This window comes from Catellatospora sp. NPDC049133, from assembly GCF_040648455.1.
GTDB lineage: Bacteria > Actinomycetota > Actinomycetes > Mycobacteriales > Micromonosporaceae > Catellatospora > Catellatospora aurea.
This window is the reverse complement of sequence record NZ_JBEZDT010000026.1, coordinates 81,592-107,450: the sequence shown is the minus strand read 5'-3', so window position 1 is coordinate 107,450 and position 25,859 is coordinate 81,592. Positions and strand designations below refer to the sequence as shown.

Sequence of the window (25,859 nt, the reverse complement as noted above, 5' to 3'; positions counted from 1 at the left end):
CGGGGCGGGGCCGCGACCAGCCGTTTGCCGGACTGTCGGCGCGGTGGTTTAGCGTCCGGTGTCTTCGACAGGGAGGTGGCCGTCCACATGGGATGGTTGGTGGCATCGGGTGGCTATGAGGTCACCCTGCGCGGGAGCGATCTGGTCGCCCGCAACGCCAAGGGCAAGGAGCTGAAGTCGGTGCCGTCGGCGCTGCGCGACGACCCGGTCGTGACCGGGCTGCGGCAGCTCACCGAGTGGCTGGGCCGGCATGAGGCGCAGTGCCGCTCCGACATCGAGCGGTGGATGGTCCGCTCGCTGCCGGTGCCCGTCGCGGTGCTGGCCGACGTGTGGGCCGACGAGACCTGGCGCGCGGCGCTGACCGACCTGGTGGTCGGGGTGCTCGACGACGACGGCGCGTTCGACCCGGACGAGGTCGGCTTCCTGCGCGACGCGGCACCCGGGCAGATCGGCATCGTCAACCTCGACGGCGACACGGTGCGGCTGCCCGCGCAGCGGGTGGTGATCCCGCACCCGGTGACCCTGCCCGACCTCGACGACCTGCGCGAGTTCGCCGCCGACCTGGGCGTTTCCCAGTCCGTGGACCAGCTGTTCCGGCAGATCTTCGTCCGCCCGGCCGATGCGGATCCGGCCGCTCGGCGCGTCGCCGACTACTCCGGGGGCAAGTACGCCGAGCTGCGCCACCTGACCGCCCGCGCCACCAAGCTCGGCTACCCGGTGCGCGGCGGCAACGCCGTCTGCCGCGTGTTCGAGGGCGGCGTGACGGTCGAGGCGCGCTCGTGGGTCGGCTCCGACGACCCGTACTACGAGACCGAGACCGGGGACCTGGTCTTCACCGACCGCAACGGCACCGCGCTGACGCTGGCCGAGGTCGGCCCGGTCGCCTGGTCCGAGGGCACCCGCATGGCCGCGGCCCTGTACGCGGGGCGCGTCGTGGAGAAGGACGAGGACGAGGACTCCGCCGAGGACCAGATCGCGGACGCCGACGAAGACGACGACGAGGACTACGACGACGAGGACGAGGACTGACGTGAGCGAGCAGAACGTGACGCTGCTGGAGGCCGGGGCGGTGCTGCCGACCGGTTCGCCGGTGGCCAAGGACGACACCGTCGACGCGCTGACCTCGCGGTCCTACCGGCACCCGGTGCTGGGGGAGCGTGTCGTGGTGCGGCTGGTGCCGGGGACCATCGGCGCGGCCGAGGACCTGAGCATGGAGTTCCTCGGGTTCGACAAGCCGGCGCCGGTCAACGAGGTCGGCCTGGTCCGCCAGCAGGCGCTGGGCTTCCCGGCCTGGGCGCTGGTCCACGACCCGGCCAACGGCCACCACGCGCTGGCCCTGGTCAAGGAGATCGAGCGGCTGGCCCGGCAGGCGAAGTCGCGCATCGGCCCGGCCAAGGACGGCTTCAACGCCCTCGGCGAGCGGCTGGCCCGCGCGGTCCCGCACTTCCTGCCGACGTACTACGAGGAGGCGGGCCGGGCCTTCCTGGCCGCCGACAGCACCACGTACGCGGCGACGATGTTCGGCAAGGCGCGCGACGCCGAGCGGGCGTACGCGCTGCGCATCGACGAGGAGCGCCAGCACGCGGTGTTCCTGGAGTTCGCGCTGGCCGGCGCGCTGACCGCGAAGGCCCTGTCGCAGCACGCCCGGGAGCTGGCCGCACGGTGCACTCCGGCCGACGCGTACGAGCGCTTCCTGCGGCTGTGCGTGGAGCGGACCCTGGGCGGGCTGCCGCCGTACGCGCAGATGCACGTCGACCTGCGCCGCCTGGCCAAGGCCGCCAAGCTCGACCAGGGCGAGGCCGACCGGCAGGTGCTCGCGCAGCTGCTGTCCGCCCCGTCGCTGTCCCGCGCGCCCGAGGGCTTCTGGACGGCGTACGCCGCCGCGCTGGCCGCGCTCGCCGCCGCCGACCCGGCCCTGCGCGGCCGCCTGCTGGGCATGTTCCCGCAGAACGTCACCGACGAGGTGTGGCTGGACGTGCTGGAGCGCGCCGGGGCGACCGCCGCGCTCACCGAGCCGCAGGGCACGGTGCCGTTGGCCGCCGAGTCGCCCGACGGCCCGGCGGGCTGGCTCGGCCGGTTCGACGTGCACCGCCAGCGCCGGGGCTGGCGGCAGAGCGGCCGTTCGGTCCACCTGCTGGCCCTGCTGGAGCGCATGTCGGGCCGGTTGAAGGCCGACGGGCTGCCGGTCGTGCTGTGCCGCCGGCACAGCGGCGTCGACCTCGACCTGCTCGACGCCTGCCTGGCGCTGGGCGTGCCGGTCGCCGACCCGGACGACGCCGCCCGCTACCAGGTGTCGCGCTGGCTGTCCGACGAGCGCGAGGGCCGCCGCGACCTGGTCGCCATCGCCGGCGACGACCGCTTCCTGAGCGCGCTTGCCGAGTCCGTCGAGCAGCACCTGCGCCCGAACTACCGGGAGACCGCGGGCGACCCCGAGCGGGTGCGCGCCGTCACGGCCGTGCCGGGCCTGCGCACCGCGGCCCACACCCTGCTCGACCTGATCGCCGCGGACACCGCCCGGCACAGCCTGCCCACGCTCGCCAAGCACCTGGACCGGCTGGCCCTGCTCGGCTGCCCCGACGGCGTCGCCGTCAACCCGGCCGCCGCCGAGCGGGTGCTCGGCCACGACGTCGCCGCGATGCTGGGCCGCTCGCTGCGCACCGGCCTGCTCGACGAGCTGGGCTGGCCCGCGCTGGAGGAGGCCGTCGCCCGGCTGGGCGTGACCGCCGCCGACAACGAGGACAGCCTCGCCATCGTCAGCCAGTACCCGTACCTGGTGCTGCGCCGCGGCGACCTGGTGCTGGTGCTCGGCGAGCACGGCGTCGAGCTGGAGCACATGCTGCGCATCCCCGCCGACCAGCGCCACTACCTGTGGCGGCTGGTGCTGCGCTACGTCGACAAGCAGCTGCTGGTCTGCTGGGACATCGGCCGCGAGCGGTCAGGCTACTGGAGCGGCGCGCCCGACGACGTGTTCACCGTGCCCGACAGCGCCTTCGACATGACCGACGCCATGTCGCTGCCGCTGCCCGGCGGCGGCCGCACCCTCGGCAGCCGCCCGCTGCACGTCGGCGACCGCAGCGAGCGGCACACCGGCCGGGTGCTCACCGACGGGGCCTCGTACTGGGTGATCCGGCACAACGGCGACAAGCTGGTGTGCCAGGAGTTCGACCCGGCCACCGGCGAACGCGGCCGGGCCAGCCTGCCCGCGTTCCTGGAGGACGGCGCGGCCGACGGGGAGTCGCTGGTGCTGCACCTGTCCCGGCTCGCGCCACGCGACCCGGCGGCCGGTGGGCAGAGCCCGCTGCTCGGCTGGCGGGTGCGCCGCCGCGCGGACGGCGGCCTGACCGGGCAGTCGACCGACGGCACCGCGTACACCCTGCCCGCCGGGGCGAGCGTCCGCGGCGACCTGTCCGGGGCGGTGCGCCTGCCGGGCTCCGACGCGGTCTGCGGCGTGTTCACCGCCCGCGACTGGCGGCGCAGCTCGATGACCCTGGCCGACCCCGAGGGCTGGCTGCTCGGCGAGTACTCGGTGCCGCAGGGCCCGTCGGCGTACGCCCGCGGCACGCGGCTGGTGCCCGGGGCCGCGTACTGGCACCTGCTGCGCCCGCGCGACGAGGCCGGTTCGGCGGCGCTGCGCGCGGTCACCGACGAGTGGTGCGCGGCGCTGCTGGGCGAGTCCGTCACGGCGATCGCCGCCGCGCAGGACGACGCCGCCGCGCAGGGGGCCCTGGTCGCACTGGTGGCGTCGCACCTGCCGCAGGTCACCGACCCGTCGCTGCGGGCCGGGATCGCCGGGCTGGTGGAGCGGGCCGCCGTGCACGTCACCCGGCTCGCCGAGCTGCGCGACCGGTGCGAGGGCAAGGCGGTCGAGGCCGCCGCGAAGCCGGCCGCGGAGTGGACCGGCGGCGTGCAGGACCACGTGCTCAGCCACGCGCTGTCCGGCCTCATCCGCTACTGCTACAGCCGTGGCGACAGCGCGGTGCGCCTGTTCACCGCGACCGGCGCGGCGTTCACCGCCGAGCAGGCGCCCACCGGGCAGCTCTACCTGGACGCCGACGACGACTGGTTCGACGCGCTCGGCATCCTGCCCGCCGCGATGTACCGCGCGGCGAGCCCCGTCACCAGCCCCGAGCACCGGGCCGCGCTGGTGGAACTGCTCGGCGTCGTCGCCCGCAGCGGGCTGCTCACGCCGGGGTCGCGGCTGCGGCTGGTCGACCTGAAGGCCGACCAGCCTTTCGACGAGGACGGCCTGCCCGGCACGGTGCTGACGTTCGGTGCCCGCCGGCTGCTGGTGCTCTCCGCCGACGCCGACGACCGCGAGGTGAAAGGGCTGGAGTACGCCCCCGACGGCGTGTTCGGGGCGCTGCTCGGCTACGCCATCACCGCCGAGCGGATGCTGGACACCGCCGGGGCCACCCCCGACGCGATCGCCGAGTTCACCGGCCTGCTGGCCGCGAACGGGCCGATCGCCTGGCAGCCCGACCGGGTAGCCGCGCTGTCCGACGCCGCCGGGATCAGCCTCACCGAGGCGACCATGGTGCTGGCGGGCCTGCCCCAGCAGGCGTGGCACAAGCCGGAGTCGGAGTGGGTGCGCGAGCTGCTCGCCGTCGAAGCCGGTCCGGCTGCCGCCGCCGCGAGCCGGATGCGGTCGGGCAGCGTCGCCGCGACCGCGCGGATGCTGGCCCTGCTGCTGCCCGCCGACCTGGCCGCGTTGTGGCGGTCCGGCCCGGCGTCCGCGCAGTTCGCGGCCGCGTGGACCGAGCGGCACGGCGTACGCCGCCCGGTCCGCGACGACCTGATCGTCGCCATCGACAAGGCCGATGTGGACGGCTCGATGAACGCCTCAGAGCTGATCCACGGCATCGCCAACCCGGACACCTGCCGGTGGCTGCACGGCACCGTCGACGGCATCGACGACGACGACGTGTTCGTCGCGCTCGCCAAGTGCCTGCCGTGGCTGGTCTACCACCTGCCGGCCGACGACCCGATCCGGGCCGCGCTGCCGCGGGCGGTGGAGCTGGCCCAGGCCCGGCTGGCCGACCCGGCGCTGTCCCTGCCGGCCGGCTACGTCACCGAACGCAAGATCGACGCGCTGCTCGCGGCGACCGGCGCGACCCGGGTGAACGGCGCCGACGGCAGCATCTCGGCCGGGGCGGTGCTGCTGCCGCCGGACACCGGCTGGCGCGTGGTGCACGTGCGCCCGGCGCTGCTGACCGGCGCCGACGACCCGGTGCTGCACGTGCTGCGGGCCAGGCTGGACAGCCACCAGGACGGCGTCGACGCCGCGCTGCACGCGCTGCTCGGCGGCCAGCTCGCCCGGCTGGTCGGCTACCCGGTGCCGGCCGGGCTCGACGGGTACGCCCAGGACCCGGCCCGGTCCGTGCCCGACCTCGTCGCCCGGGTCGCGCAGGAGCGCGGGCTGCCCGCCGACGCGGCGGCGCTGTACCTGCAGCTGCTGGCGCTGCCCGACCCGACCGACAAGAACACGGCGCTGTGGACGGGCTGGAAGCCGGCCCGGCTGAAGGCGGCCCGTGCCGCGCTGGCCGCCACCGACCTCGTGGTCGAGGCCAAGCGGCCCCGGGCCGGACGCAGCCTGTTCCTGCCCGGCGGGTGGCTCGCGCTCAAGGCCCCGCACCTGCCGCTGGAGCGGTGGAAGCTGCCGCTGCTCATCGGCGGCGAGAACGGGGTGTCCGGCCTGGACATCGTGCTGCCGGTCGCGCCCGCGCCGCAGCTGTTCGCGCTGGCCTGGGACAGGATCACCGCGGGCGACGGACCCCGATTCGACGAACTGGTAACCGAGAGGCGCCGATGACCACCACCACGAGCGCGCGGCAGGTCGACCCTGCCGAGCACGCGTACGCCGGCGAGCTGGCGTTCCTGGCCGCGTACGACGGCGGGCCGCGCCCGCCCGGCTGGCGGCTCACCCCCCGGGCTGTGGTCACCTTCATCACCGGCAGCGACGGCCGCGAGTTGGAGCTGGCCAAGGAGGACCGGCGCGACGGCCTGCCCAACAAGCTGGTGATCCCGGCGAAGTTCGTCGGCGAGCGCGCCCTGGTCGAGCGGTGCGTGGTCACCCTCGCCGGGGAGCGCGGCCTGCTGCTGGTCGGCGAGCCGGGCACGGCCAAGTCGATGCTGTCGGAGCTGCTGTCGGCGGCCGTCTGCGGCAGCAGCGAGCTGGTCGTGCAGGGCACCGCGGGCACCACCGAGGACCAGCTGCGCTACGGCTGGAACTACGCGCTGCTGCTGGCCCACGGCCCGAGCAGCGAGGCGCTGGTGCCCTCGCCGATCCTGTCGGCGATGCGCACCGGCGCGGTGGCCCGCGTCGAGGAGATCACCCGCTGCCTGCCCGAGGTGCAGGACGCGCTGGTGTCGCTGCTGTCCGACCGGCGTATCGCCGTGCCGGAGCTGGCCGGCACCGACGGCGCGACCGTGCACGCCGCACCCGGCTTCACCCTCATCGCCACCGCGAACCTGCGCGACCGGGGCGTGTCGGAGATGTCGGCGGCGCTCAAGCGCCGCTTCAACTTCGAGACCGTCGGCCCGATCGGCGACCTCGCGGCCGAGACCGCGCTGGTCGGCAAGCAGGCCCGCGCCGCGCTGGAGCGGGTCAAGGCACCGTTCGCCGTCGACGACGCGGTGCTGGAGGCGTTGGTCACCGCGTTCCGGGACCTGCGCGAGGGCCGCTCGGTCGAGGGCTGGGACGTGGAGCGCCCGTCGACGGTGATGAGCACCGCCGAGGCCGTCGCCGTCGCGACGTCGCTGGGCCTGGCCCAGGCCTACTTCCCCGGCGACCGGGACGTGCTGTCGCTGCTGCCCGGCCACCTGCTCGGCGTGGTGCGCAAGGACGACCCGGCCGACGGCGCGAAGCTGCTCGGCTACTGGGACGGGGCGGTGCGCCGCCGCGCGGAGGACGGCGCGCGGCTGTGGCGGCGGCTCTGGGAGCTGCGCGATGTCCTCGGTGGCTGAGGTGACGACGGCGCTGGACGGCGACCCCACGGTCGCCGTCGCCGAGCTGGCCGGGCAGCGCGACCCGTTCCTGATCGGCGTGCGGCACCACTCGCCCGCGCTGTCGGTCGTGCTGCCCGAGCTGCTCGACCGGCACGCCCCCGAGGCGCTGCTGCTGGAGCTGCCCCCGGAGCTGGGCGAGTGGCTGCCCTGGCTGGCCGACCCGGACACCACCGCGCCCGTCGCGCTGGCGGGCGCGGTGGGGGACGCCGGTCTGGCGTTCTACCCGTTCGCGGACTTCTCGCCGGAACTGGCCGCGGTCCGCTGGGCGCACCGGCACGGCGTACCTGTCGTGCCGTGCGACCTGCCGCTGGCCGACCGCGCCTGGCACGAGCGGGAGCAGCCCGCCGCCGGGCCGGCCGGGCAGCGGCTGTCGCTGGCCGGGGCGCTCAAGGGCGCCGCGACCGGCCGCGCCGACGAGGACATGTGGGACCGCATGGTCGAGGCCCGCGCGCCGGGCGCGGACGCCGAGGCGGTACGCCGGGCGGCGCTGCTGGTCGGCTGGGCGCTGCGCCGCGACGCCGAGACCGGGGACGGGGTGTCCACCCTGGACCTGCGGCGCGAGGAGTACATGCGCGGCTGCCTCGCCGAGCACGCGGGCAAACGGGTCGCGATGCTGGTCGGCGCGTTCCACGCCCCGGCGCTGCGCGCGGCGGGACCGGCGAATCCGGCCCCGGCGGCCGCGAAGGTGGTCACCTCGCTGGTGCCGTACACCTTCGGGCTGCTCGACGCCCGGTCCGGCTACCCGGCGGGCATCCGCGACCCGCAGTGGCAGCAGTCCGTGCTGACCGCCGCGGGCGACCCGGCCCAGGTCGAGGCGGCGGCGCTGGCCGCCGTCGTGGCGGTGTGCGCCCGGGTGCGCGCCGCCGGGCACCCGGCCGGGCCCGCCGAGGCGCGCGAGGCCGTCCGGCTCGCCGTCGACCTGGCCCGGCTGCGCGGGCTGCCCGCGCCGGGCCGCGGCGAGCTGGTCGAGGCGCTGCAGAGCGTGCTCGCGCACGGCGAGGTGCTCGGCCGCGGCCGCGTCGTCGCCACCGCGATGGAACACGTGATGGTGGGGGACCGCCGCGGGCGGCTCGCCTCCGGCACCCCGCGCTCCGGCCTCGGGCCCGCGGTCCGTGAGCTGCTGGCGTCCCTGCGGCTGCCCGGCCCCGGCGACGCCGCCAAGGACACCCGCCTCGACCCGCTGCGCTCCGACCTGGACCGCCGCCGCGAGGTCACCCTGCAGCGGCTGGCCGCCTGCGGGGTCGGGTACGCCGAACCGATCGCCGGAGACGGCGGCGCGGGCGGCGTCGACGCCATCACCACCCGCTGGCGGCTGCAGTGGACCCCGCACACCGAGGCCGGCATCGAGGTCGCCGGGCTGCGCGGGGTCACCCTGGAACAGGCCACCGAAGGCGCGCTCGGCGAGCGCCGCCGCCGCGAGACCGCTGACGGCGGCCCGTCGGCGGCCGAGGTCGTCGAGGGACTGCACGCCGCCGCGGTGTGCGGGCTGCCCGCGCTGGCCGGGCGGCGGCTGGCCGAGGTCGCCGCGGTGGTGCCCGCCCAGGGCTCGCTCACCGCGGCGATGGCGGCCCTGGCCCTGCTCGACCGGCTGCGCCACGGCCACGTGCCGGGCCTGCCCGAACCCGACCGCGCCGCCGTCGCCGAAGCCGCCGAGGCGGTGGAGACCGCCGCCGTCCGGCAGATCGACGGGCTCGCCGGCTCCGAAGCCGTCGACGACGCGCGGGCCCTGGCCGCGCTCGCGCAGCGCGCCGAGGCGTCCGGGTCGGCGCTGCGCCTGGCCGACGCGCTGGCCCGGCTGGCCGCCCGCGGCACGCCGCTGATGGCCGCCGCCGCGGGCGCGGTGCGGGTGCTGCTCGGCCACGTCCCGCCGGAGGAGTTCGGCGTGCGGGTGGCGTCCTGGGTGGACACCGCCGGCACCGAGGAGGCCCGCCGCGCCCTGCAGGGGCACGTCAGCGGCCTGCTGGCCGTCGCCGAGCCGCTGCTGCAGGCTGCCGGGGGCGTGCTGACCGGGCTGCTCGACCGCGTCGAGACGCTGCCCGACGAGGCGTTCCTGCACCGGCTGCCCGCGCTGCGCGGCGGCTTCCACACCGCCAGCCCCGCCGGGCGCGACCGGCTGCTCGCGGTCGTCGACGAACGGCTCGGCGGGCACGACGTGGCCGACCTCGGCGACGTCGACGACCCGGACGCCCTGCTGGCCCGGCTGCTGGCCGACCGGGCCGGCCGAGCCGCACTGGTAGAGCTCGGCCTGCTCGCCACGGACCCGCCGGTTTCGGGCGTCGGAACCGCAGGACCGGACGGCTCCTGGGTCGGTGCGCCGCAGCTCGACGTGGTGACCGATGCGGACCGGGTGCTGGGCGAGGACGCTCGCGTCACCGCGCCGACGGGCCGGTCCACCGGCCAGGCGACGAGGCACGCGCCGAGCGGTGAGCTGTCGCCCGCCGACCGCTGGCGGCTTATTCTGGGCCGCGACCGCGCCGGCATGGGCGGCAAGGCCCGGCGGTACGCCACCGCGCTCGACGAGCTCTACGGCATGGGCCGCGGCGAGGGCGCACGCGAGGACCGCGGTGCGGGCGCGGGGCGCGAGCCGTCGTTCCCGGGCGTACGCGAATGGTCCGAGGAGCTGTCCGCGCTGTTCGGGCCCGGCGTACGCGAGGAGGTGCTGGCCGCCGCCGTGGAGTCCGGCCGCCTCGACGCCGCGCTCGAACTCGACCCTGACGCGGTGCGCCCCTCCATGGACCTGCTGCGTGACGTGCTGTCGCTGGCCGGCGGCCTGCCCGAGGCGGTCGTGGCCCGGCTGCGCCCGCTGGTGGCCCGCATCATCGCGGAGCTGACCAGGGAACTGGCCACCACGCTGCGCCCGGCGCTCAACGGCCTCACCACGCCCCGGCCCACCTCCCGGCCGGGCGGGCGGCTCGACCTGGCCCGCACCCTGCGGGCGAACCTCGCCACCAGCCGCCGCGAACAGGACGGCCGGGTCACCGTGGTGCCGGAACGTCCTGTCTTCCGCACCCGCGCCCGCCGCGGCGTGGACTGGCGGCTGGTGCTGGTCGTGGACGTGTCCGGCTCCATGGAGGAGTCGGTGATCTGGTCCGCGCTGACCGCGTCGGTGCTGGCCGGGGTGCCCGCGCTGACGACGCACTTCGTCGCGTTCTCCACCGAGGTGGTGGACCTGACCGACCGCGTCGGCGACCCGCTGAGCCTGCTGCTGGAGGTGAAGGTCGGCGGCGGCACCCACATCGCGGCGGGCCTGCGGCATGCCCGGTCGCTGGTCACCGTGCCCGCGCGCACGCTGGTGGTGCTGGTGAGCGACTTCGAGGAGGGGTACTCCATGGGTGGCCTGCTGGCCGAGGTGCGCGCACTGGTGGAGTCCGGCGCGACCGTGCTGGGCTGCGCCAGCCTCGACGACGCGGGACGGCCGCGCTACTCGGTGGCGGCCGCGGGCCGGCTGGTCGCGGCGGGTATGCCGATCGCGGCGCTGAGCCCGCTGGAACTGGCCCGCTGGGTGGGGGAGCAGGTGCGCCGGTGAACCTGCGACCCGCTCCGCCCCTGCCCGCCCATGCGCGTGACGAGGAGAAACGATGAGCGACCTGCCTCCGGTCACCGCCCCGGCGCTGGCGGAGACGCTCGACGCGCTGCCGGGACGGTTGCGCAAGAAGGTCGACGACGCCGTGACCCGGGCCGCCGCCTGGCCGGTGTCCGCGGCCGACGGCCGGGTCACGGTCGCCGTCGACGAGGGCACCACGGTCACCCTGGTGCTGACCGGCGGCGTGGTGCGCACCGGGGGCGACGCCCGGTGCAGCTGCCTGCTCGCGCCCAACTGCCTGCACCGGGTTGCGGTGCTGGCCCTGGCCCCGGTCCACGACGGCCTCGACGACGAGCCGGAGGCCGGTGCTCAGCCGGAACCGGGAGCGAGCGGACCCTCCGCAACGGACATCGGGCTGTCGGCGATCGGCGAGTACCCCGCGAGCGGGGACGGTGGCGCGAGCGGTGGTCAGCCGGCCGCGACCGGCGCACGGACGGCGGGCCTGGCCAAGACCATCGGCGAGCAGCCAGCCGGGGGGCAGGTGCCCGGCGATGAGACCGGTGACGTGCCGGTCGTGCTCACGCCACGGCAGCGCGACGCGGCCGAGGGGCTGTGGCGGGCCGGGGCGGCAGTGCTCGCGGCGGGCACGTCCGGCAGCGGGCTGGTGCTGCGTACCGCCTTGCTGCGAGCCGTGCACGAGGGCCGCGCCAACGGCCTGCACCGCGCCGCAGCGGCGGGCACACGGGTCGCGGCCGGGCTGCAGTCGCTGCGGGAGGCGCGGCCGCAGTTCCGGCTCGCCGAGCTCACCGACGACCTGCGCGAACTGCTGACCGTGTCACATGGGCTGCGCGCGCCGGGCCGGTCCGGCGGCACGTCCGCGGACCTGCTCGGCGTGGCCCGCCGCGGCTACGACCCGCAGGCGGGACTGCGCCTGTACGGCCTGTGCACGGTCCCCGTCGTCGCCGAGTCCGGGTATGCGGGCACGGCCACGTATGTGGTGGACCGCGATGGTCGGCTGTGGACGGTCACCGACGTCGCCCCGGGCGGCGCGGACCGGGCAGCCCGCTCCGGCGACACGGTGGTGGCGCTGGGCGAGGCGGGGTTGTCCCACCGCGAGCTGACCCGCGCCGGCATGATCGTCTCCGGGGGCACCGCCAGCGCCTCGGGCCGGCTGGGCGCGGGCAGGTCGGTGCGCGCGGTGCGCGCCACCGGCGCGGCCTGGACCGAGCCGCCGCTGCGGGCACTGTGGGAGCAGCCGCTGGCCGAGCAGGTCAGCCGCGCCTTCGCCGCGCTCGCCGAGCCGGTCGGGGACCGGGTGGCCGGATCGGACCTGGTGTTCCTGACGGTGCGGCTGCGCGGCGCGGCGACCGGGGACGCGGTGCTGGCGGAGACCGCCGACGGGGCTCCGGTGCTGCTCACCGTCGCCGATGACCACCCGGAGCTGGCGTACCGGGAAAACCTGCGGCTGCTCGGCGCGGCCGCTGGCCTGGAGCTGCTGGTGGTGGGCCGCCCCGACCCGGGACGGCGGGCGACCGTCGAGGCGCTGTCGATCGGGCTCGCGCCCGGCACCGGTGACGGGCTGCGGCTGCCGCAGTCCTGGGCCGGTCACGCCGATCTGGGCTACGACCGACTGCACCGCAGCCAGCTGCTGTCGGGGCAGCAGCCGGCGGCGGTCGCGGGCCGCCCGCCCACCACCGGTGATCCGGCACTGCAGTTGCTGCGCCGCCATCTGGAGCGGGTGGTCAGTGGCGGCCGGGCCGTGCACGCGCTCGCCGACACCCAGGAACGCAGGCTGCGGCAGGCCCGGCTGGATCTCGGGGCCTACCTGCTGGCCTCGGTCACGGCTGCCGCCCGCCACCGGCCCCGCGACGTCTTCGGCCGGATCACGGTCGACGACGGCGACGAGTTCGCCCGCGCGTGGCTCGCCGCGGCCGTGTACGAGAGAGCGGCGACGCAGGCCCTCATCGAGGCCTCGTGGCCGGCGTGAGACACACCGTTCGGTCCGGGGTCTGCCGACCGCAGCTCGGGGAGGGGATACTTGACAGCAGCGGGAGCCGACGGTCGCCGGCAGGCCCGGGCCCGATTCCGGGGCTCGGGGCGCCGCCGTCGGACTGCGCGCGGGAGGAGTCCGGCCGTGGCTGACAACATCGAACTGATCATGCGATTTCACCCGGTGGGCGGCGAGGACGTGGCGCTGCTGAGTTCCGACTTCGCCGGTCCTGATGAGGCGCTGGAGACGATTGCCAGGGCCCTGGACGAGCGGCGTGGTCTGGTCCTGTCCCGAGCCAGGTACAACCGCGAGGCGAGCGAGAACGGTGTCGTCATCAACCTCGCCAACGTGGTGTCCGTGCGCGTCTCGAAGACCGACAGCGACACCACCGGTCAGTACCTCTGAGCGGCGGCGCCGCCGTCGGCGCGTTCACTGCGGTAGCTGTGCCCGCAGCCGGTCGAGAGTGCGCTTCAGCAGCCGGGACACGTGCATCTGGGAGAGCCCGACCTCGGCGGCGATCTCTGACTGGCTCATCCGGGCGTACACGCGCATGGCGAGGATACGGCGCTCCCGCGGCGCGAGCCCCGCCAGCACGGGCCGCAGGCACATGCGGTCCTCGACCGCGGCGTAGCGCTGGTCGATGTCGCCGATGCCGTCGATGAGGTCGAGGCCCGTGCGGCCCGCCGGAGACGTGTTCAGCGAGAGCACGCGGTATGCGTGCCAGGACTCCAACGCGGTCAGCACATCGGCCAGCGCGACATGCAGGTGGTCGGCGATCTCGTCGGCGGTGGGCGTGCGGCCCCGCTGCTGGCCGAGCTCGCGGGCGGCGGTGGCGACCTGAGGGCCCAGGTCCTTGACCGCGCGCGGCACCCGCATACCCCACGTGGCGTCGCGGAAGTGCCGCTTGAGGGCGCCGAGGATGAACGGCACCGCGTATCCGGTGAAGGGCACCTGCTGCGCGGGGTCGTATCGGTCGACGGCCTTGATCAAGGCGAGGGCGGCGACCTGTGCCAGATCTTCGACGAGTTCCCCACGTCCGGCGAAGCGCCGGGCGAGCCGGCCGGCCATCGGCAGGTGCTCCTCGATGACCCGGGCGCGGATGCGTGCCCGGTCGGGGTGGTCGGGTGGCAGTTCGTCGCGCAGTTTCAGCAGGTGCTCGGCGCGTTTCGGTGCGCGCTCGGCGGAGACGGTCATACGGATCAGCGCCCTGGTGACTGGAGGCAGCGGTGTGCCGGCTGAGCCGGCAGCCTCTGCTGAGGCAGCCGGTGTTGCCTGGTCACGACCGCGGGGTCTGGGCGGCGTGGATGACTGTCCCGGCACTGTCGCCAGTGCCGGCCGGATCGGATGTTCCTCCGATGCGTCTGCTCAGCCTACGCCGCCGTCCGTACGGCGCAAGGGGATCGACGCATGCGTGGGGGCCGCCGGCTGGGTGAGCCACAGCTCCTCCGACCCGTCCACCACCGTCCGGGCCAGCTCGGACAGCCGCCGGTTGCTGCGCCGGGCGGTGTCGCGGAGCAGGTTGAACGCCTCGTCCATGTCGACGCCGCGACGTTCGGCGATGACGCCCTTCGCCTGCTCGATGATGATGCGGCTGTTGAGCGCGGTCTGCAGCTGCTCGGCCAGCGTCTCGTGGTGGCGGATGGCGCGGGCCTGCAACAACCCGATCGTGGCCACGTCGGCCAGTGCCTGTCCCAGCTGGATCGTACGTTCGTCGAGCGCGCCCGGGACGCCGCCGAAGAGGTTCAGCGCGCCGATGAGGTCGGCACGCAGCCGCATCGGCAGCGCGTGGACCGACGCGAACCCGCTCTGGCGGGCCTGGGCGACGAAGCGCGGCCAGCGGTCGGCGGCCGTGGACAGGTCCGCGACCGCGACCGGACGACCGGAGTGGAAGCACTCCGGACACGGTCCCTCGTCGGTCTGCAGTTGGAGCAGCTCCAGCAATCGGGTCTGCTCGGTGGACGCGGCGGCGACCCGCAGCGCGCCGCGCTGGTCGGTCAGCAGCACGCCGGCCGCCGCCACGCCGAGCACCTGAGCGCATCGCACCGTGACCTGATGGAGGAAGTCCATCAGGTCGAAGTCGTCGACCAGCGTGTCGGCCAGCTCGACGAAAGCCTCGGCCAGCTGTCGCTCACTCATGCGTGCTCCCTCCCCAACGATAGTCCTCGACGCAGGCGCCGGACCTGGACGCTCATGCCATCTCCTCGTCACCCTCATGGCTTTCCAGCGGCGGGTCGGGCTCGAACCGCAGGCGCCGTTCCACGACGTCGCGGGCGACATCCCCGAGCCTGCGGTCATGGGCGTAGGCATAGGCGCGGAGCCGGGCGAATGCGGCCTCGGCGCTGGTCCCGATCTGCGCCACGATCATTCCGGTGGCCTGGTGCACCTGCGCCTGATGTGCGGTCGGGTCAGCGCGCTGCCAGGCCAGCTCGGCCGTATCCGGCCGCTGCCCGGCTGCGTCGTCGATCACCATCAGCGCGGTGGCCTCGGCGAACGCCAGGGCGTCGGCGAGTTCGTAGGCGCTCATCGCACCGGGCCGGGCCCGGTACAGGTCGAGCACGCCCAGCCGGATCGCGCCGATCTGCAGCGGAAGGGCGAACACGGCCCGCGCGCCGCTGTCGAGGGCGGCCGGGGTGAACACCGGCCAGCGGGCCAGGCTCTCCGCCGAGCGCAGATCCAGCGCGAGCACCGGTCCACCCGCGGCGAACGCGTCGACACACGGGCCCTGCCCGTAGGTCAGCTGCCACTCCTCCAGATCGGCGGCCACCCGGTCCGAGGTGTGCACGACATCCCGGGCGGCGGCACTGGTCATGATCGTCACGCCGGCCCCGTCGACGTTGACGCCGGCCACCGCCGCGGCGCAGATGTGCGCCAGCGTTGCCGGGGCCCCTTGCGTCTGCTTGCCGACCTGGGCCCAGACGCGCATGGTGCGCTCATTGAGCATGGCCGACCGCACCGGTGGGTGACCTGTTCAGGCTCTCGGCCTGCCATGCGCTTGCCCGCGCCCACGGCGATCGCACAGCGGCACCGGCCAGGATGTTGGTGCTCACGGGGCCTCCCAGAATCGACGTACATGGACGTCGCCGAGGTCCGGAGCCAACGTATATCACCGAGCCTACGCCGATCCTCAGCCGGAGAGCGGACGGCGTGCGCCGTGTGGTCACGCGGCACGCCGGTCGACGCGGTCGGCCCTGTTCAGGGTGCAGGCCGCGGAGGCCGGCTACGCCGCGAGGATGGTCTGAGCGTGCCTGTCGTCGGCTGGATCGGCGGCGGCGGCCATGGCGCTGTCCGCCGCGGCGGGGGTGGCGGTGGGCGGCACGACCAGGAGGTCGATCTGGTCGTCGTGGTCGGTGATCGCGATCGCCAGGGCGCTGTCCTGGGAGGCGAACCATCCCATCCGGACGGTGCCGGACCCGGCCGGCAACCGGCGGGCGCCGCCGCCCCAGGTGCTCCTGCTGAGCATGACGTGCCGGATCGGACCGTAACGCGCGACCAGCGCCGTCACGAGGCCGGGCACCTCTGCGGCGGCGTCCCAGGAGCGCGGCCACCAGCCGCCGTCGAGGACGGCCCGATCGGCCCTGGTGAGAGCGAGCACCAGCCTGGCCGGCTCGGCCGCGGTCTCGGTGTTCGGAGCGGCGATGGTGAGCGGGGCGTCAGCGAGCATGATCAACCGTCCTGTCCCGGGCCGGCCACTTCGATCATGCGGTTCAGGTCCCGGCTGGAGTGAGAGGTGCGATTCCGCTGCCACCGAGGTCCTGAGCGACACAACTATTCTACGCCGGTACGGCCTGGCCGGGCTCAGTCGAGGCGCAGCAGTTCCTCCAGGCTCACCGCGGGCACACCGGTCAACCGCTCCACGGTGCCGGTGGTGGAACCCAGCTCCCCCCGGGCGATGGCCAGGTAGGTGCTGACCCACGCCTCGACCTGCCAGCCGGGGGCGTCGTAGACCGCCCGGGACGCGTACGCCTCCTCGGGGGTCTCGTCGTGGAAACTCGTCGGCCGTCCGGTCACGAACGTGATGATCTCGGCGACCTGCTCCAGCGTCAGCGCCTGCGGCCCGGTCAGCTCGTACGTCTGCCCGTCGTGGCGGCCGGGCTCGCGCAGCACCAGCGCGGCGACGGCGGCCACATCGCTGATGGACACCCCGGCCACCCGGCCCTGCCCCGCCGGGCCGCGCAGCACCCCGTCGCGCCCGGCGAACAGCGGCAGCATCTCCAGGTAGAGGTTGTTGCGCAGGAACGTCCACGCCAGCGGTGTGTCCCGCAGATGCTGCTCGGTGGCCCAGTGGTCGCGGGCCAGCGTGAACGTCGCGTCGGGCGCCGCGCCGTAGAACGACGTGTACACCAGCCGGCGCACCCCGGCCGCCACGGCGGCGTCGATGAACCGGCGGTGTTCGTCGACCCGCTCGGCGGACTCCGCGCCGGAGACCATGAACAGCGTGTCGACGCCGGTCAGCGCGTCGATCGCCGCCGCGCGATCGCCATACGCCGCGCGGCGGACCTCCGCGCCGGGCAGTTCGGGCGCGCGGGACGGGTCGCGCACCACGAGGCGCTGGGGCAGCCCGGCCTCGGCCAGGCGGTGGGCCACCTGCGCGCCGAGCCGGCCGGTGGCCCCGGTGACGGCGATCATCGCCTCGGACATGGCCTCTCCTGCCTGCTGGGGTGTTTTCTCATGGTATGCGGACCCGCCGCGCGACGGGGCTGGCGGCGCGACGGCGGCGACCGCGAGGATGTGACCGTGACCTGGTCCACCGCAACGGATGTCCGTGACCTGCTCGACGCGGCGGGAGAGTTCCTGCGCACCCGCCCGGTCGAGCACACGGCGCTGCTCACCGAGGCCGCCTACCTCCAGGCGCGCCCCAGCACCGCTCCCGACCAGCAGTACGGCTGGTGGCGGGGGGCCGACGGCGAGGTCACGGGGGCCTTCCTGCGCGCGCCGGGGCACGCGCCGATCCTGTCCCCGCTGCCCGACGGGGCGATAGCCCGCCTGTTCGACGCGCTCGGCGAGGTGGACGCGGTGGGAGTGGACGGCGTCGTGGCCGACCGGGTGGCGCGGGCCTGGCGGGCCGCTCGCGGCGACCGGCCCGTCGAGCGTTCGCGCATCACGCTGTACCGGCTGGATCGGTTCACACCGCCCGCACCGCCGCCCGGTCGCGCCCGCGTCGCCGGGCCCGCCGACCGGGATCTGCTCCTGGCGTGGTTCCACGAGCTGATGGCCGCCCACCCGGACGATCCCAGCGAGGCCGCGTACGTCGTGGACGACCCGCTCGACCACGGCGGCATCACGCTGTGGGAGGCAGCGGATCCGCAGGGCGTGGTCCGGCCGGTGGCGATGGCGGGCCGCAGCAGGCTGGTCGCGGGGATGGTCCGGCTGAGCGCCGTCCACGCGCCGGGCGGCGACGACGCCCACGCCGACGCGGTGTTCGCCGCGGCCTGTGCCGCCGCCCGGCAGATCGCCGACCACGTGCTGGTCTTCGCCGGCACCGCGGTCGCGGGCGCGAAGTATCGGGCACTGGGCTTCCAGCCCACGCTGGACCGCGTGATGCTCGGCGCCCCGCCCGCCGCGGGACCGTCCTGAGCTGCCCTGCGCGGACTAACATGGTGGGTGAGGCCACGATGACCAGACAGAAGCCGGACGGCACCCACGACCATCCGTACAGCGCGCTGAACCTGCGCCTGGCGCTGGCCGGGTTCGGCCTGGTGTTCGCGGGCGTGCTGGCGGTGATCTCGTTCGCCTTCGGACTGAGCTGGCTGGGCTGGCTGAGCGTGCTGCTGATGGCTGTCACGGTCGTCGACCTGATCGTGATCACCCGCCGGCGGCGGCAGCGCCGCCGCGAGGACCACGGCGCGCCGCACTCGCTTTTCGAGTGAGCCGTCCGTGCGAAGCAGACCCCGGTGAAGCAGGCTGCCGAGCAGGTCAGGCGGCATAAGATCGAGACATGATCAACGGTATGCATGCTCTGATCTACAGCACGAACGCCGACGCCGACCGCGCCTTCTTCCGGGACGTGCTCGGCTTCCCGCACGTGGACACCGGCGAGGGCTGGCTGATCTTCAAGGCTCCGCCCGCCGAGATCGCCTTCCACCCGGCCGAGGCGCACACCCGCTGTGAGCTCTACCTGACCGTGGACGACGTCGAGTCCACGGTGGCGCAGTGGGGCGAGCGCGGACTGGAGATCATCGTGGCGCCGACCGTGCGCGAGTGGGGCACCGAGGCCGTGGTACGCCTGCCCGGCGGCGCGACCCTGGGCGTCTACCGGCCCACCCACGCCACCGCTTACAGCGCCGCCTGACCCGCGCGCCGCGCGCACGGGCCCTGGCTCAGTCCGGGGCCCAGGCCGGGTCGCGGCCGAACGCGGCCAGCAGCCGGTCCTGGGCGTCGGAGCCGTCGGGCAGGTCGATCCGCGGCCCGATGGCCCCCGCCCCGCGGTAGGCGTGCTCCTCGGTGTCGAACCAGTCCGCGACCACCTTCACCGCCTGCGGGTCAAGTTGCGGGTCCACGCCCAGCGCCACGGCCAGGTCCCAGGCGTGCACCAGATGGTCGGCGGTGAGCTGGTAGGCGTACTCGCTGGCGGCGGTGTCGCCGAAGGACAGATGCACGATGCGGTCCATCGCCCCGGGTGCGGTCACCGCGGCCTCCGCCTCGCGCGCGGCGTCGGCGGCCGCCGCGACCGGGTCCGCGCCCAGCAGGTCGCCGGCGAACCGGTCACCGACGTCGTCGACGGTCGCCCCGGCGAAGATCGGCACTGTCCACCGGTCCTCGCCCACCAGATGGTTGACGAGCGCTCGGACGTCCCACTCCGGGCACGGCGTGGGCGACGACCACTGCTGCGGCCGCACCTGCGCGACGCGGTCGGTGAACTCGGCCAGACTGGCCCGGTAGCCGTTCAGCAGGTCCATGGCATCCACCTCGCCAAGCAGTATATGCAGGCCGAACGTGCCGAGATCCGGCTTCGGCGACCCGGGCGGCCGGGTGGGACGTACCGTCGGGGGGAGGGGAGGTCCGCCATGTTCGTTCAGGTCATTCGCGGCCGTGTGGCCGATCCTGAGGCGGCCCGGGAGGCTTTCGACGGCTGGGTCCGCGAGCTGTCGCCCGGGGCGGACGGCTGGCTCGGCACCACCGGCGGGGTCACCGCCGACGGCCGGCTGGTGGTGCTCGCCCGGTTCGCCTCGGCGGAGGCGGCCCTGGCCAACAGCAGACGGCCCGAACAGGACCGCTGGTGGCGCCGGACGGCGTCGCTGGTGTCCGACCCGACCTTCCACGACAGCGCCGACGTGCGCGGCTACCTGGCCACCGGCTCCGACGACGCCGGCTTCGTCCAGGTCATCACCGGCCAGACCAGCGACCCGGACAAGATGATGGACAGCGTCGTACGGCTGTCGGCCAGCCTGCGCCAGTTCCGCCCGGACCTCATCGGCGGCACCGTGGCGCTGCACCACGACGGCACCTTCACCGAGGCGGTGTACTTCACCTCGCTGGAGCAGGCGCGGGCCGGGGAGCAGCGGCAGCTGCCGCCCGAGCTGCAGGGCGCGCTCGACCGGGCCGAGGAACTGACCTCCATGCTGTCCTATCACGACCTGACCGAGCCCTGGCTGTTCTCGCCTCGCTGAGGGTCGCGCCCGCACGGTTGGGCACCTACCATGGGCCCGTGATTTTCGAGCAGGGTCAGCGCATCGTGTTCATCGGCGACAGCATCACCGACTGCGGTCGGCGCGACAGCGCCGCCCCGTACGGCGACGGCTACATGAGCCTGGTGCGGGCGTTCGTCACCGCCGCCCGCCCCGACCTCGGCCTGAGCTGGGCCAACCGCGGCGTCAGCGGCGACACCGTGCGCGACCTGGCCGCCCGGTGGCAGGCCGACGTCGTCGACGAGCGCCCCGACTGGCTCAGCGTGAAGATCGGCATCAACGACGTCTGGCGCTTCTTCGAGAACCAGCCCGACGCCGCGGTCCCGCTCGACGAGTACACGGCCACCCTGCGCACACTGCTGGCAACGGCGGTCGAGCGCACCGGCTGCCGGCTGATCCTCGCCGACCCCTATCTGATCGAGTCCGATCACGACGATCCGCAGTACGCGATGACCGGCGACTACGCCGCGACCGTCGCCGCGCTGGCCGAGGAGTTCGGCGCGCTGCACGTGCCCGTGCAGGCCGCCTTCGACCGGGTGCTGACCTCGACCCGGCCCGCCGACTGGGCCCACGACCGCATCCACCCGAACCTGGCCGGCCACGCCGTCATCGCCCGCGCCTTCCTCGACGCCATCGGCTGACCTGCCCGCCCCGCCGCCGCGCATGATCATCCGATTTGCCTGGCACCTGGGCGAAAAGCGGTCCAAGATACGCCCGTTTGCCGGGCAAGTCGGATGATCGAGACCGTCCGAGACGTGTGGTGCATGGGTAGGGTGCGCGTATAGGTGCGTATGCGGTCGGGGCGCTGTCGGCGCTGATCCAGGTCGTGGCGGCGGTCGCGGCCGGGTCGCTGCTGGGCGCGGGGTGGGCGGTGTTCGCGGGGGTGGTGATCGCGGTCGTCGCGGTGCCGTACGGCTGGGCGGTCGGGCGGGTGCGGGCGTATCCGGCGAGCCCGCGCGGGGTCGCGCTGTTCGCGGTCGACCACAGCTGGAGCCTCGTGAACACGATCGCCGGGGCCGGCTTCCTCGCGGTCAACCTGGCCCGCGGGCATCACCTGGACCCGCCGCGCTGCTGCCACCGCGGCCGGATCGACCTGCACGAGCAGGCCATCCGGGGGTACGCCACCACGCTGGGCAACGTCATCTCCGGCGGGACCCCGGCCAACGAGCGTCACGAGGACCTGCACGTCCGCCAGGCGCGTCTGCTGGGCCCGCTCTACCTGCCGCTGGTCGGGCTGAACTACGCCCTGTTCAGCGTGCTGCCGGTGTGGTGGCTCTACCACGACCACGACGGCTACCCGATCACCGGACCGGGCCGGTACTTCACCCGCGGCGTCTACCTGCACGTCTGGCACGAGGCCTGGGCGTACCACCGCGACGTGCGGGACCGCTACGGCGACCTGCCCGTGCCCAGGCCCGGCCGCCGCCAGTCGCGGCGAGTCCACCGTCGGGCCCGCCTGCGGCGCAGACCTCATGATCATGGTGATCGCGATCACTCTACGACTGACAAAACTTGAAATCTGTCATCTGTCAGTCTTACTGTTCTGGGCATGGCTACCAACACCATGACCACCCGCTCGCTCGGCACCTCGGGCCCGCGCGTCTCCGCGCTGGGGCTGGGCCTGATGGGCATGTCCGACCTGTACGGCCCCGCCGACGAGGCGGAGAGCATCGCCACGATCCACGCCGCCCTGGACGCCGGGGTCACCCTGCTCGACACCGGCGACTTCTACGGCATGGGCCACAACGAGCTGCTGCTGCGCGACGCGCTCCGGGGCCGCAACCGCGAGAACGCCGTCATCAGCGTCAAGTTCGGCGCGCTGCGCGACGCCAAGGGCGGCTGGAACGGCGTCGACACCCGGCCGATCGCGATCAAGAACTTCCTCGCGTACACCCTCAAGCGCCTCGGCACCGACCACGTCGACATCTACCGCCCGGCCCGCCTGGACCCGAACGTGCCGATCGAGGAGACCGTCGGGGCGCTGGCGGATCTGGTCAAGGCCGGTTACGTGCGGCACATCGGGCTGTCCGAGGTCGGCGCGTCCACCTTGCGCCGGGCCGCTGCCGTGCACCCCATCGCCGACCTGCAGATCGAGTACTCGCTGATCTCGCGGGGCATCGAGCGCGACATCCTGCCCACCGCCCGCGAGCTGGGCATCGGCATCACCGCGTACGGCGTCCTGTCGCGCGGCCTGCTGTCGGGCCACTGGTCCCGCGAGCGGGCCACCGCCCCCGGCGACTTCCGCGGTCACCTGCCCCGGTTCGCGGGTGACAACCTGGACCGCAACCTGGCCCTGGTCGACGCGCTGCGCGAGGTCGGCCAGGACAAGGGCGCCAGCGTCGCGCAGATCGCCGTGGCCTGGGCGCTGGCCCAGGGCGACGACATCGTGCCGCTGGTCGGGGCGCGCACCCGGGCGCGGCTGGAGGAGTCGCTGGGCGCGCTGCCGGTGGTGCTGACCGAGACCGACCTGGCCCGGATCTCCTCGGCGGTGCCGGCCGGGTCGGTGTCCGGGGACCGCTATGACCCGCATTCGATGTCGGCGCTCGACAGCGAGAGGTAAGGTCTGCCCGTTATGGCAGATGCTCCGCTCACACCCGATCGCATCCTGGAAGCGGCGGAGGAGGCCCTCCGCCGCTTCGGACCGGCGAAGGCCAACGTCGTCGATGTCGCGCGCGCGCTGAACGTCAGCCACGGCAGCGTGTACCGGCATTTTCCCAGCAAGGCGGCGCTGCGCGGCGCGGTGGCGGAGCGCTGGCTGGCGCGGCTGTCGGAGCCGCTGGCCGAGATCGCGGCCGAGCGCGGCCCCGCGCAGCTGCGGCTGCGCCGGTGGCTGGAGGCGCTGTGCGACTCCAAGCAGCGCCGGGCGCGCGACGAGCCGGAGCTGTTCACCACGTACTACCACCTGGCGCTGGAGGCCGACGAGGTGGTCAGGGCGCACATCAACGCGCTGGCGGCGCAGCTCGGCGGGATCATCGCCGACGGGGTGGGCCGGGGCGACTTCGCGGTCGCCGACCCGTTCCGAATGGGCCGGGCCGTGTTCGACGCCACCAGCCGCTTCCACAACCCCGCGCACCTCGCGGAATGGAACGACCCCGAGATCAAGACCGAGTTCGAGGGAGTCTGGCTGCTGATCCTCAGCGGCCTGGGGGTGCCCCGCTGATCAGCTCTTCGCCGGGCCGCGCAGCTCCCACACCCGGGTGTGCTTGACCGTCACGCTCTCCAGCGCGAACGGGGTCGGCACGTCGTACGCGCCCAGCTCGCGGAACAGCGGCTTGGGCAGGAACGCCCGGTCGGGGTCGCCGACCAGCACCCGCGCCCCGTTCTTGGCCGCCCGGCGCAGGAAACCGGTCATCCGGTCGGCCATCGCCTGGCTGTAGAACACGTCCCCGGCCAGCACGACCTCGGCGTCGGCGGCGTCGCCGCCCAGGATGTCGGCCTGCTCCACGGACACCCGCACGCCGTTGGCGGCGGCGTTGAGGCCGATCGCGGCGGCCGACAGCGGATCGATGTCCACCGCGCGCACCGAGGCCGCCCCGGTCAGCGCGGCGGCCACCGCGACCAGCCCGGAGCCCGACGCCAGGTCCAGCACCCTCTTGCCGGCCGTCGTCTCCGGGTGGTCGAACAGGAAGCGGGCCAGCGCCTGGCCGCCGGCCCAGGCGAACGCCCAGAACGGCGGCGGCTGCTCGCTGCGGTACTCGCCCTCGGTCAGCTCCCACAGGCCGATCGGCTCGTCGGCCTGGTGCAGCTTGAGCTCGGGCAGGAAGGGCACGGCAGCGAGCGCGGCGTACGAGCGGACGAAGTCAGCGGCGGTGTCGGTCACCCTGGAAGTGTGCCGCCTGCCCGCCCCGGCCGCGCACGGCGGGGCGGGTGAGCCTGCCCACGGCCGTCACCAGGTCGTGATCGCCTCCTGCGGCTCGATCGTGATGGGGACCTGCGTCCCGTAGCGCTTGGGCAGCTCCACGCGGGCGCGTTCCAGGTCGGCCGGCAGCACGCCAACGGTGATCCCCGACCCGTCGTGCGTGGTCCCGGTCATGTTGATCGTGATTCCCTGCTTGTCCCAGTATTTCCGATCGTCCATCACCCGGTTCGCCAGCGCCTGCAGCGTGGCCTGGTCGTACACGGCGTCTCGCAGATAGATGCACTCGGTGCCGGCCTGCTGCGTCACGAACTCGTCGAACTCGGCGGACGGCACCCGGTAAACGATGCCGTAGCCCTTCTCCGGCACCACCTCGACGCCGGCGAACTGCTTGCCGAACCGGCCCTCGCCGGCCTGGCTGATGCGGGTCAGCGCGTCGTCGAGGGTGACGCTGGTCGGCCACATGGTCGACCCCGCGGTCTCGATGGGGCTGGGCGTGGGCCGGGCCATGGCGCAGCCCGGGGTGCCGGGGCCGTCCAGGGTCGGCGGGGCGGCCGCCTCACCGGCCTCCTTCTGGCCGGCGCAGCCCGCGAGAGCGGCGGCGATCAACAGCGCCGTGAGGGCGCTTCCGGTGAATCGAAAGCTGGTCATGAATGTCTAGACGCCGCGGCCGGGCCGCCGGTTGCGCCGGGGCGGGTTGCCCCGTTTAGCAGGGTATGACCCGAGTGGTGATCATCGCAGCGGCGGTGCTGGCGACGGCCGTGGCGCTGCTGTCGGCGACCGAGTCCGACAGCCGGCCGTGGCCCGGCAAGCCCGACCCGGCCGCCGTGGCCGTGACCGACCCCGCGGCGCCGGGGGAGACCGCCGTGTCGCCCGCCGCGCAGACGGCTGCGCCCGCCGCGCCGTACGGCCAAGGCCCGTTCGCCATGCCGGGCACGGCGGCCAGGGCCGGTCAGCCGATCGCGATCCACACCGCGGACCTGCCTGCCAACGAGGCGTCGGGCCTGGTGGCCAGCCGGCGGTACCCCGGGGTCTTCTACTGGCTGCGCGACGGCGGCGGCGCGACGGCACAGCGGCCGCGAGCCGCGCTGTGGACCATCCGGCTGGGCGAGGACGCCCAGTCCCATCCGGTGCGCCGCGGTGAGAACTTCCCGTTCGCGCAGGTCTTCGAGGCCCCCAACGCCGACTGGGAGGACGTCGTCGTCGACGACGACGACAACCTGTGGATCGGCGACATCGGCGCCAACGACTGCGTGAGCAGGCAGTACCTCTACCGCACGCTGGAGCCCGACCCGGACACCGACGACCCGTTCTTCGTGACCGCGAAGTATCCGCTGGCCTTCCCCGATCCGGCGCCGGGGTGCAAGACACGCAACGCCGAGGCGATGCTCTGGCTCGACGGTGAGCTCTACCTGTTCGCCAAGACAGCCAACTCCCCGGTGTACCGGGCGGTGCTGCCGGCCGAGCGCAACACCCCGGTCACCCTGCTGCCGGTGGCGAAGTTCGACTACAACGTCAGCAAGATCTCGGTCAGCACGGTCTCCGACGACCGCACCCGGCTGACCCTGGCCGGCCATTCCCGGTACTGGGTGTTCGCGGCGGACCCGGAGCTGTCCGGTGACGAGTTCCTGCGCAAGGCGATGAGCGGCAAGCCCGTGCACACCGCCACGTTCGCGTCGGCGGCCGGCAACGCCTCCGTGGAGGGCGGCAGTTACGTGCCCGGCACACACGACCTGCTGTTCGTCGCCGAGAACAAGGAGATCTTCCTGGTCCCCGACGGTTCCGTGCCCACCTCGGCCCGCTCCTAGATCCACCGACTCGCCTGGCGCCTGTGCGTATCTTGCAGCCGCATTCGCACAG

At 74.4% G+C, this 25,859-nt stretch carries 23 protein-coding genes; 15 read left to right on the top strand and 8 right to left on the bottom strand.

Features of this window, described 5'->3' with window-relative positions:
* Positions 1-87 precede the first annotated feature (87 nt).
* The 6 genes from AB0B35_RS27525 (at position 88) to AB0B35_RS27500 (ending at position 12,923) form a co-directional block, all read left to right on the top strand.
* Positions 88-1,029 carry a DUF4132 domain-containing protein gene (locus tag AB0B35_RS27525; RefSeq protein ID WP_361050354.1) on the top strand — a complete coding sequence of 314 codons (942 nt, stop codon included), beginning with the start codon at positions 88-90 and terminating at the stop codon, positions 1,027-1,029.
* Between the two features lies 1 nt (position 1,030).
* Positions 1,031-5,809 (top strand): hypothetical protein, encoded by a 4,779-nt coding sequence (locus tag AB0B35_RS27520; protein ID WP_361050351.1) that lies wholly within the window; start codon positions 1,031-1,033, stop codon positions 5,807-5,809.
* Positions 5,806-6,963, top strand: coding sequence for an AAA family ATPase (locus AB0B35_RS27515; RefSeq protein ID WP_361050348.1), 1,158 nt, complete (start codon positions 5,806-5,808; stop codon positions 6,961-6,963). The genes AB0B35_RS27520 and AB0B35_RS27515 overlap by 4 nt, the downstream gene beginning before the upstream one ends.
* Positions 6,947-10,531, top strand: coding sequence for a DUF5682 family protein (locus AB0B35_RS27510; RefSeq protein WP_361050345.1), 3,585 nt, complete (start codon positions 6,947-6,949; stop codon positions 10,529-10,531). Before AB0B35_RS27515 ends, AB0B35_RS27510 begins: the two co-directional genes overlap by 17 nt.
* Positions 10,532-10,583: 52 nt before the next feature.
* Positions 10,584-12,515: a hypothetical protein gene (locus tag AB0B35_RS27505; protein WP_361050343.1), complete on the top strand. Its 1,932-nt coding sequence runs from the start codon at positions 10,584-10,586 to the stop codon at positions 12,513-12,515.
* A 147-nt stretch (positions 12,516-12,662) separates the two neighbouring features.
* Positions 12,663-12,923: a hypothetical protein gene (locus AB0B35_RS27500; protein ID WP_360534714.1), complete on the top strand. Its 261-nt coding sequence runs from the start codon at positions 12,663-12,665 to the stop codon at positions 12,921-12,923.
* 24 nt (positions 12,924-12,947) lie between these two features.
* On the opposite strand, the gene AB0B35_RS27495 is transcribed toward AB0B35_RS27500, so the two are convergent.
* The 5 genes from AB0B35_RS27495 to AB0B35_RS27475 all read right to left on the bottom strand — a co-directional run bounded on the left by AB0B35_RS27495 (position 12,948) and on the right by AB0B35_RS27475 (position 17,156).
* Entirely contained in the window at positions 12,948-13,712 is a 765-nt protein-coding gene (locus AB0B35_RS27495) for a SigB/SigF/SigG family RNA polymerase sigma factor (RefSeq protein WP_361050340.1), read from the bottom strand.
* 171 nt (positions 13,713-13,883) lie between these two features.
* Entirely contained in the window at positions 13,884-14,654 is a 771-nt protein-coding gene (locus AB0B35_RS27490) for a GAF and ANTAR domain-containing protein (RefSeq protein WP_360534710.1), read from the bottom strand.
* 52 nt (positions 14,655-14,706) lie between these two features.
* Positions 14,707-15,441, bottom strand: a complete 735-nt coding sequence (locus AB0B35_RS27485; RefSeq protein WP_360534708.1) for a GAF and ANTAR domain-containing protein — start codon at positions 15,439-15,441, stop codon at positions 14,707-14,709.
* A gap of 294 nt (positions 15,442-15,735) precedes the next feature.
* Entirely contained in the window at positions 15,736-16,179 is a 444-nt protein-coding gene (locus tag AB0B35_RS27480) for a DUF5994 family protein (protein ID WP_361050337.1), read from the bottom strand.
* Between the two features lie 134 nt (positions 16,180-16,313).
* Positions 16,314-17,156, bottom strand: coding sequence for an SDR family oxidoreductase (locus AB0B35_RS27475; protein WP_361050334.1), 843 nt, complete (start codon positions 17,154-17,156; stop codon positions 16,314-16,316).
* 96 nt (positions 17,157-17,252) lie between these two features.
* Here AB0B35_RS27475 and AB0B35_RS27470 point away from each other — a divergent pair, with 96 nt between their 5' ends.
* The 3 genes from AB0B35_RS27470 to AB0B35_RS27460 all read left to right on the top strand — a co-directional run bounded on the left by AB0B35_RS27470 (position 17,253) and on the right by AB0B35_RS27460 (position 18,807).
* On the top strand, positions 17,253-18,092 hold the full coding sequence (locus AB0B35_RS27470) for a hypothetical protein (protein ID WP_361050331.1): 840 nt from the start codon (positions 17,253-17,255) through the stop codon (positions 18,090-18,092).
* 38 nt (positions 18,093-18,130) lie between these two features.
* Positions 18,131-18,385, top strand: coding sequence for a DUF6343 family protein (locus AB0B35_RS27465; protein ID WP_361050329.1), 255 nt, complete (start codon positions 18,131-18,133; stop codon positions 18,383-18,385).
* A 68-nt stretch (positions 18,386-18,453) separates the two neighbouring features.
* Positions 18,454-18,807 carry a VOC family protein gene (locus tag AB0B35_RS27460; protein ID WP_360534698.1) on the top strand — a complete coding sequence of 118 codons (354 nt, stop codon included), beginning with the start codon at positions 18,454-18,456 and terminating at the stop codon, positions 18,805-18,807.
* Positions 18,808-18,835: 28 nt separating this feature from the next.
* On the opposite strand, the gene AB0B35_RS27455 is transcribed toward AB0B35_RS27460, so the two are convergent.
* Complete coding sequence (locus AB0B35_RS27455; RefSeq protein ID WP_361050326.1) at positions 18,836-19,414, bottom strand: TIGR03086 family metal-binding protein; 579 nt, start codon at positions 19,412-19,414, stop codon at positions 18,836-18,838.
* 108 nt (positions 19,415-19,522) lie between these two features.
* Between AB0B35_RS27455 and AB0B35_RS27450 the strand changes: the two genes are divergently transcribed.
* The 5 genes from AB0B35_RS27450 to AB0B35_RS27430 all read left to right on the top strand — a co-directional run bounded on the left by AB0B35_RS27450 (position 19,523) and on the right by AB0B35_RS27430 (position 23,303).
* Positions 19,523-20,125, top strand: a complete 603-nt coding sequence (locus tag AB0B35_RS27450; RefSeq protein ID WP_361050323.1) for a hypothetical protein — start codon at positions 19,523-19,525, stop codon at positions 20,123-20,125.
* A gap of 38 nt (positions 20,126-20,163) precedes the next feature.
* Positions 20,164-20,784 (top strand): SGNH/GDSL hydrolase family protein, encoded by a 621-nt coding sequence (locus tag AB0B35_RS27445; RefSeq protein ID WP_361050321.1) that lies wholly within the window; start codon positions 20,164-20,166, stop codon positions 20,782-20,784.
* 185 nt (positions 20,785-20,969) lie between these two features.
* Entirely contained in the window at positions 20,970-21,659 is a 690-nt protein-coding gene (locus AB0B35_RS27440; protein WP_361050318.1) for a glycine zipper family protein, read from the top strand.
* A gap of 33 nt (positions 21,660-21,692) precedes the next feature.
* Positions 21,693-22,703 (top strand): aldo/keto reductase, encoded by a 1,011-nt coding sequence (locus AB0B35_RS27435; RefSeq protein ID WP_361050315.1) that lies wholly within the window; start codon positions 21,693-21,695, stop codon positions 22,701-22,703.
* Positions 22,704-22,715: 12 nt separating this feature from the next.
* Positions 22,716-23,303 (top strand): TetR family transcriptional regulator, encoded by a 588-nt coding sequence (locus AB0B35_RS27430; RefSeq protein ID WP_361050312.1) that lies wholly within the window; start codon positions 22,716-22,718, stop codon positions 23,301-23,303.
* Here the strand turns inward: AB0B35_RS27430 and AB0B35_RS27425 are convergent, their stop codons facing one another.
* Complete coding sequence (locus AB0B35_RS27425; RefSeq protein WP_361050309.1) at positions 23,304-23,963, bottom strand: 50S ribosomal protein L11 methyltransferase; 660 nt, start codon at positions 23,961-23,963, stop codon at positions 23,304-23,306.
* Between the two features lie 66 nt (positions 23,964-24,029).
* Complete coding sequence (locus tag AB0B35_RS27420; RefSeq protein ID WP_361050306.1) at positions 24,030-24,650, bottom strand: hypothetical protein; 621 nt, start codon at positions 24,648-24,650, stop codon at positions 24,030-24,032.
* Between the two features lie 77 nt (positions 24,651-24,727).
* On the opposite strand from AB0B35_RS27420, the gene AB0B35_RS27415 reads away from it, so the two are divergent.
* Positions 24,728-25,807 carry a hypothetical protein gene (locus AB0B35_RS27415; protein WP_361050303.1) on the top strand — a complete coding sequence of 360 codons (1,080 nt, stop codon included), beginning with the start codon at positions 24,728-24,730 and terminating at the stop codon, positions 25,805-25,807.
* Positions 25,808-25,859 lie beyond the last annotated feature (52 nt).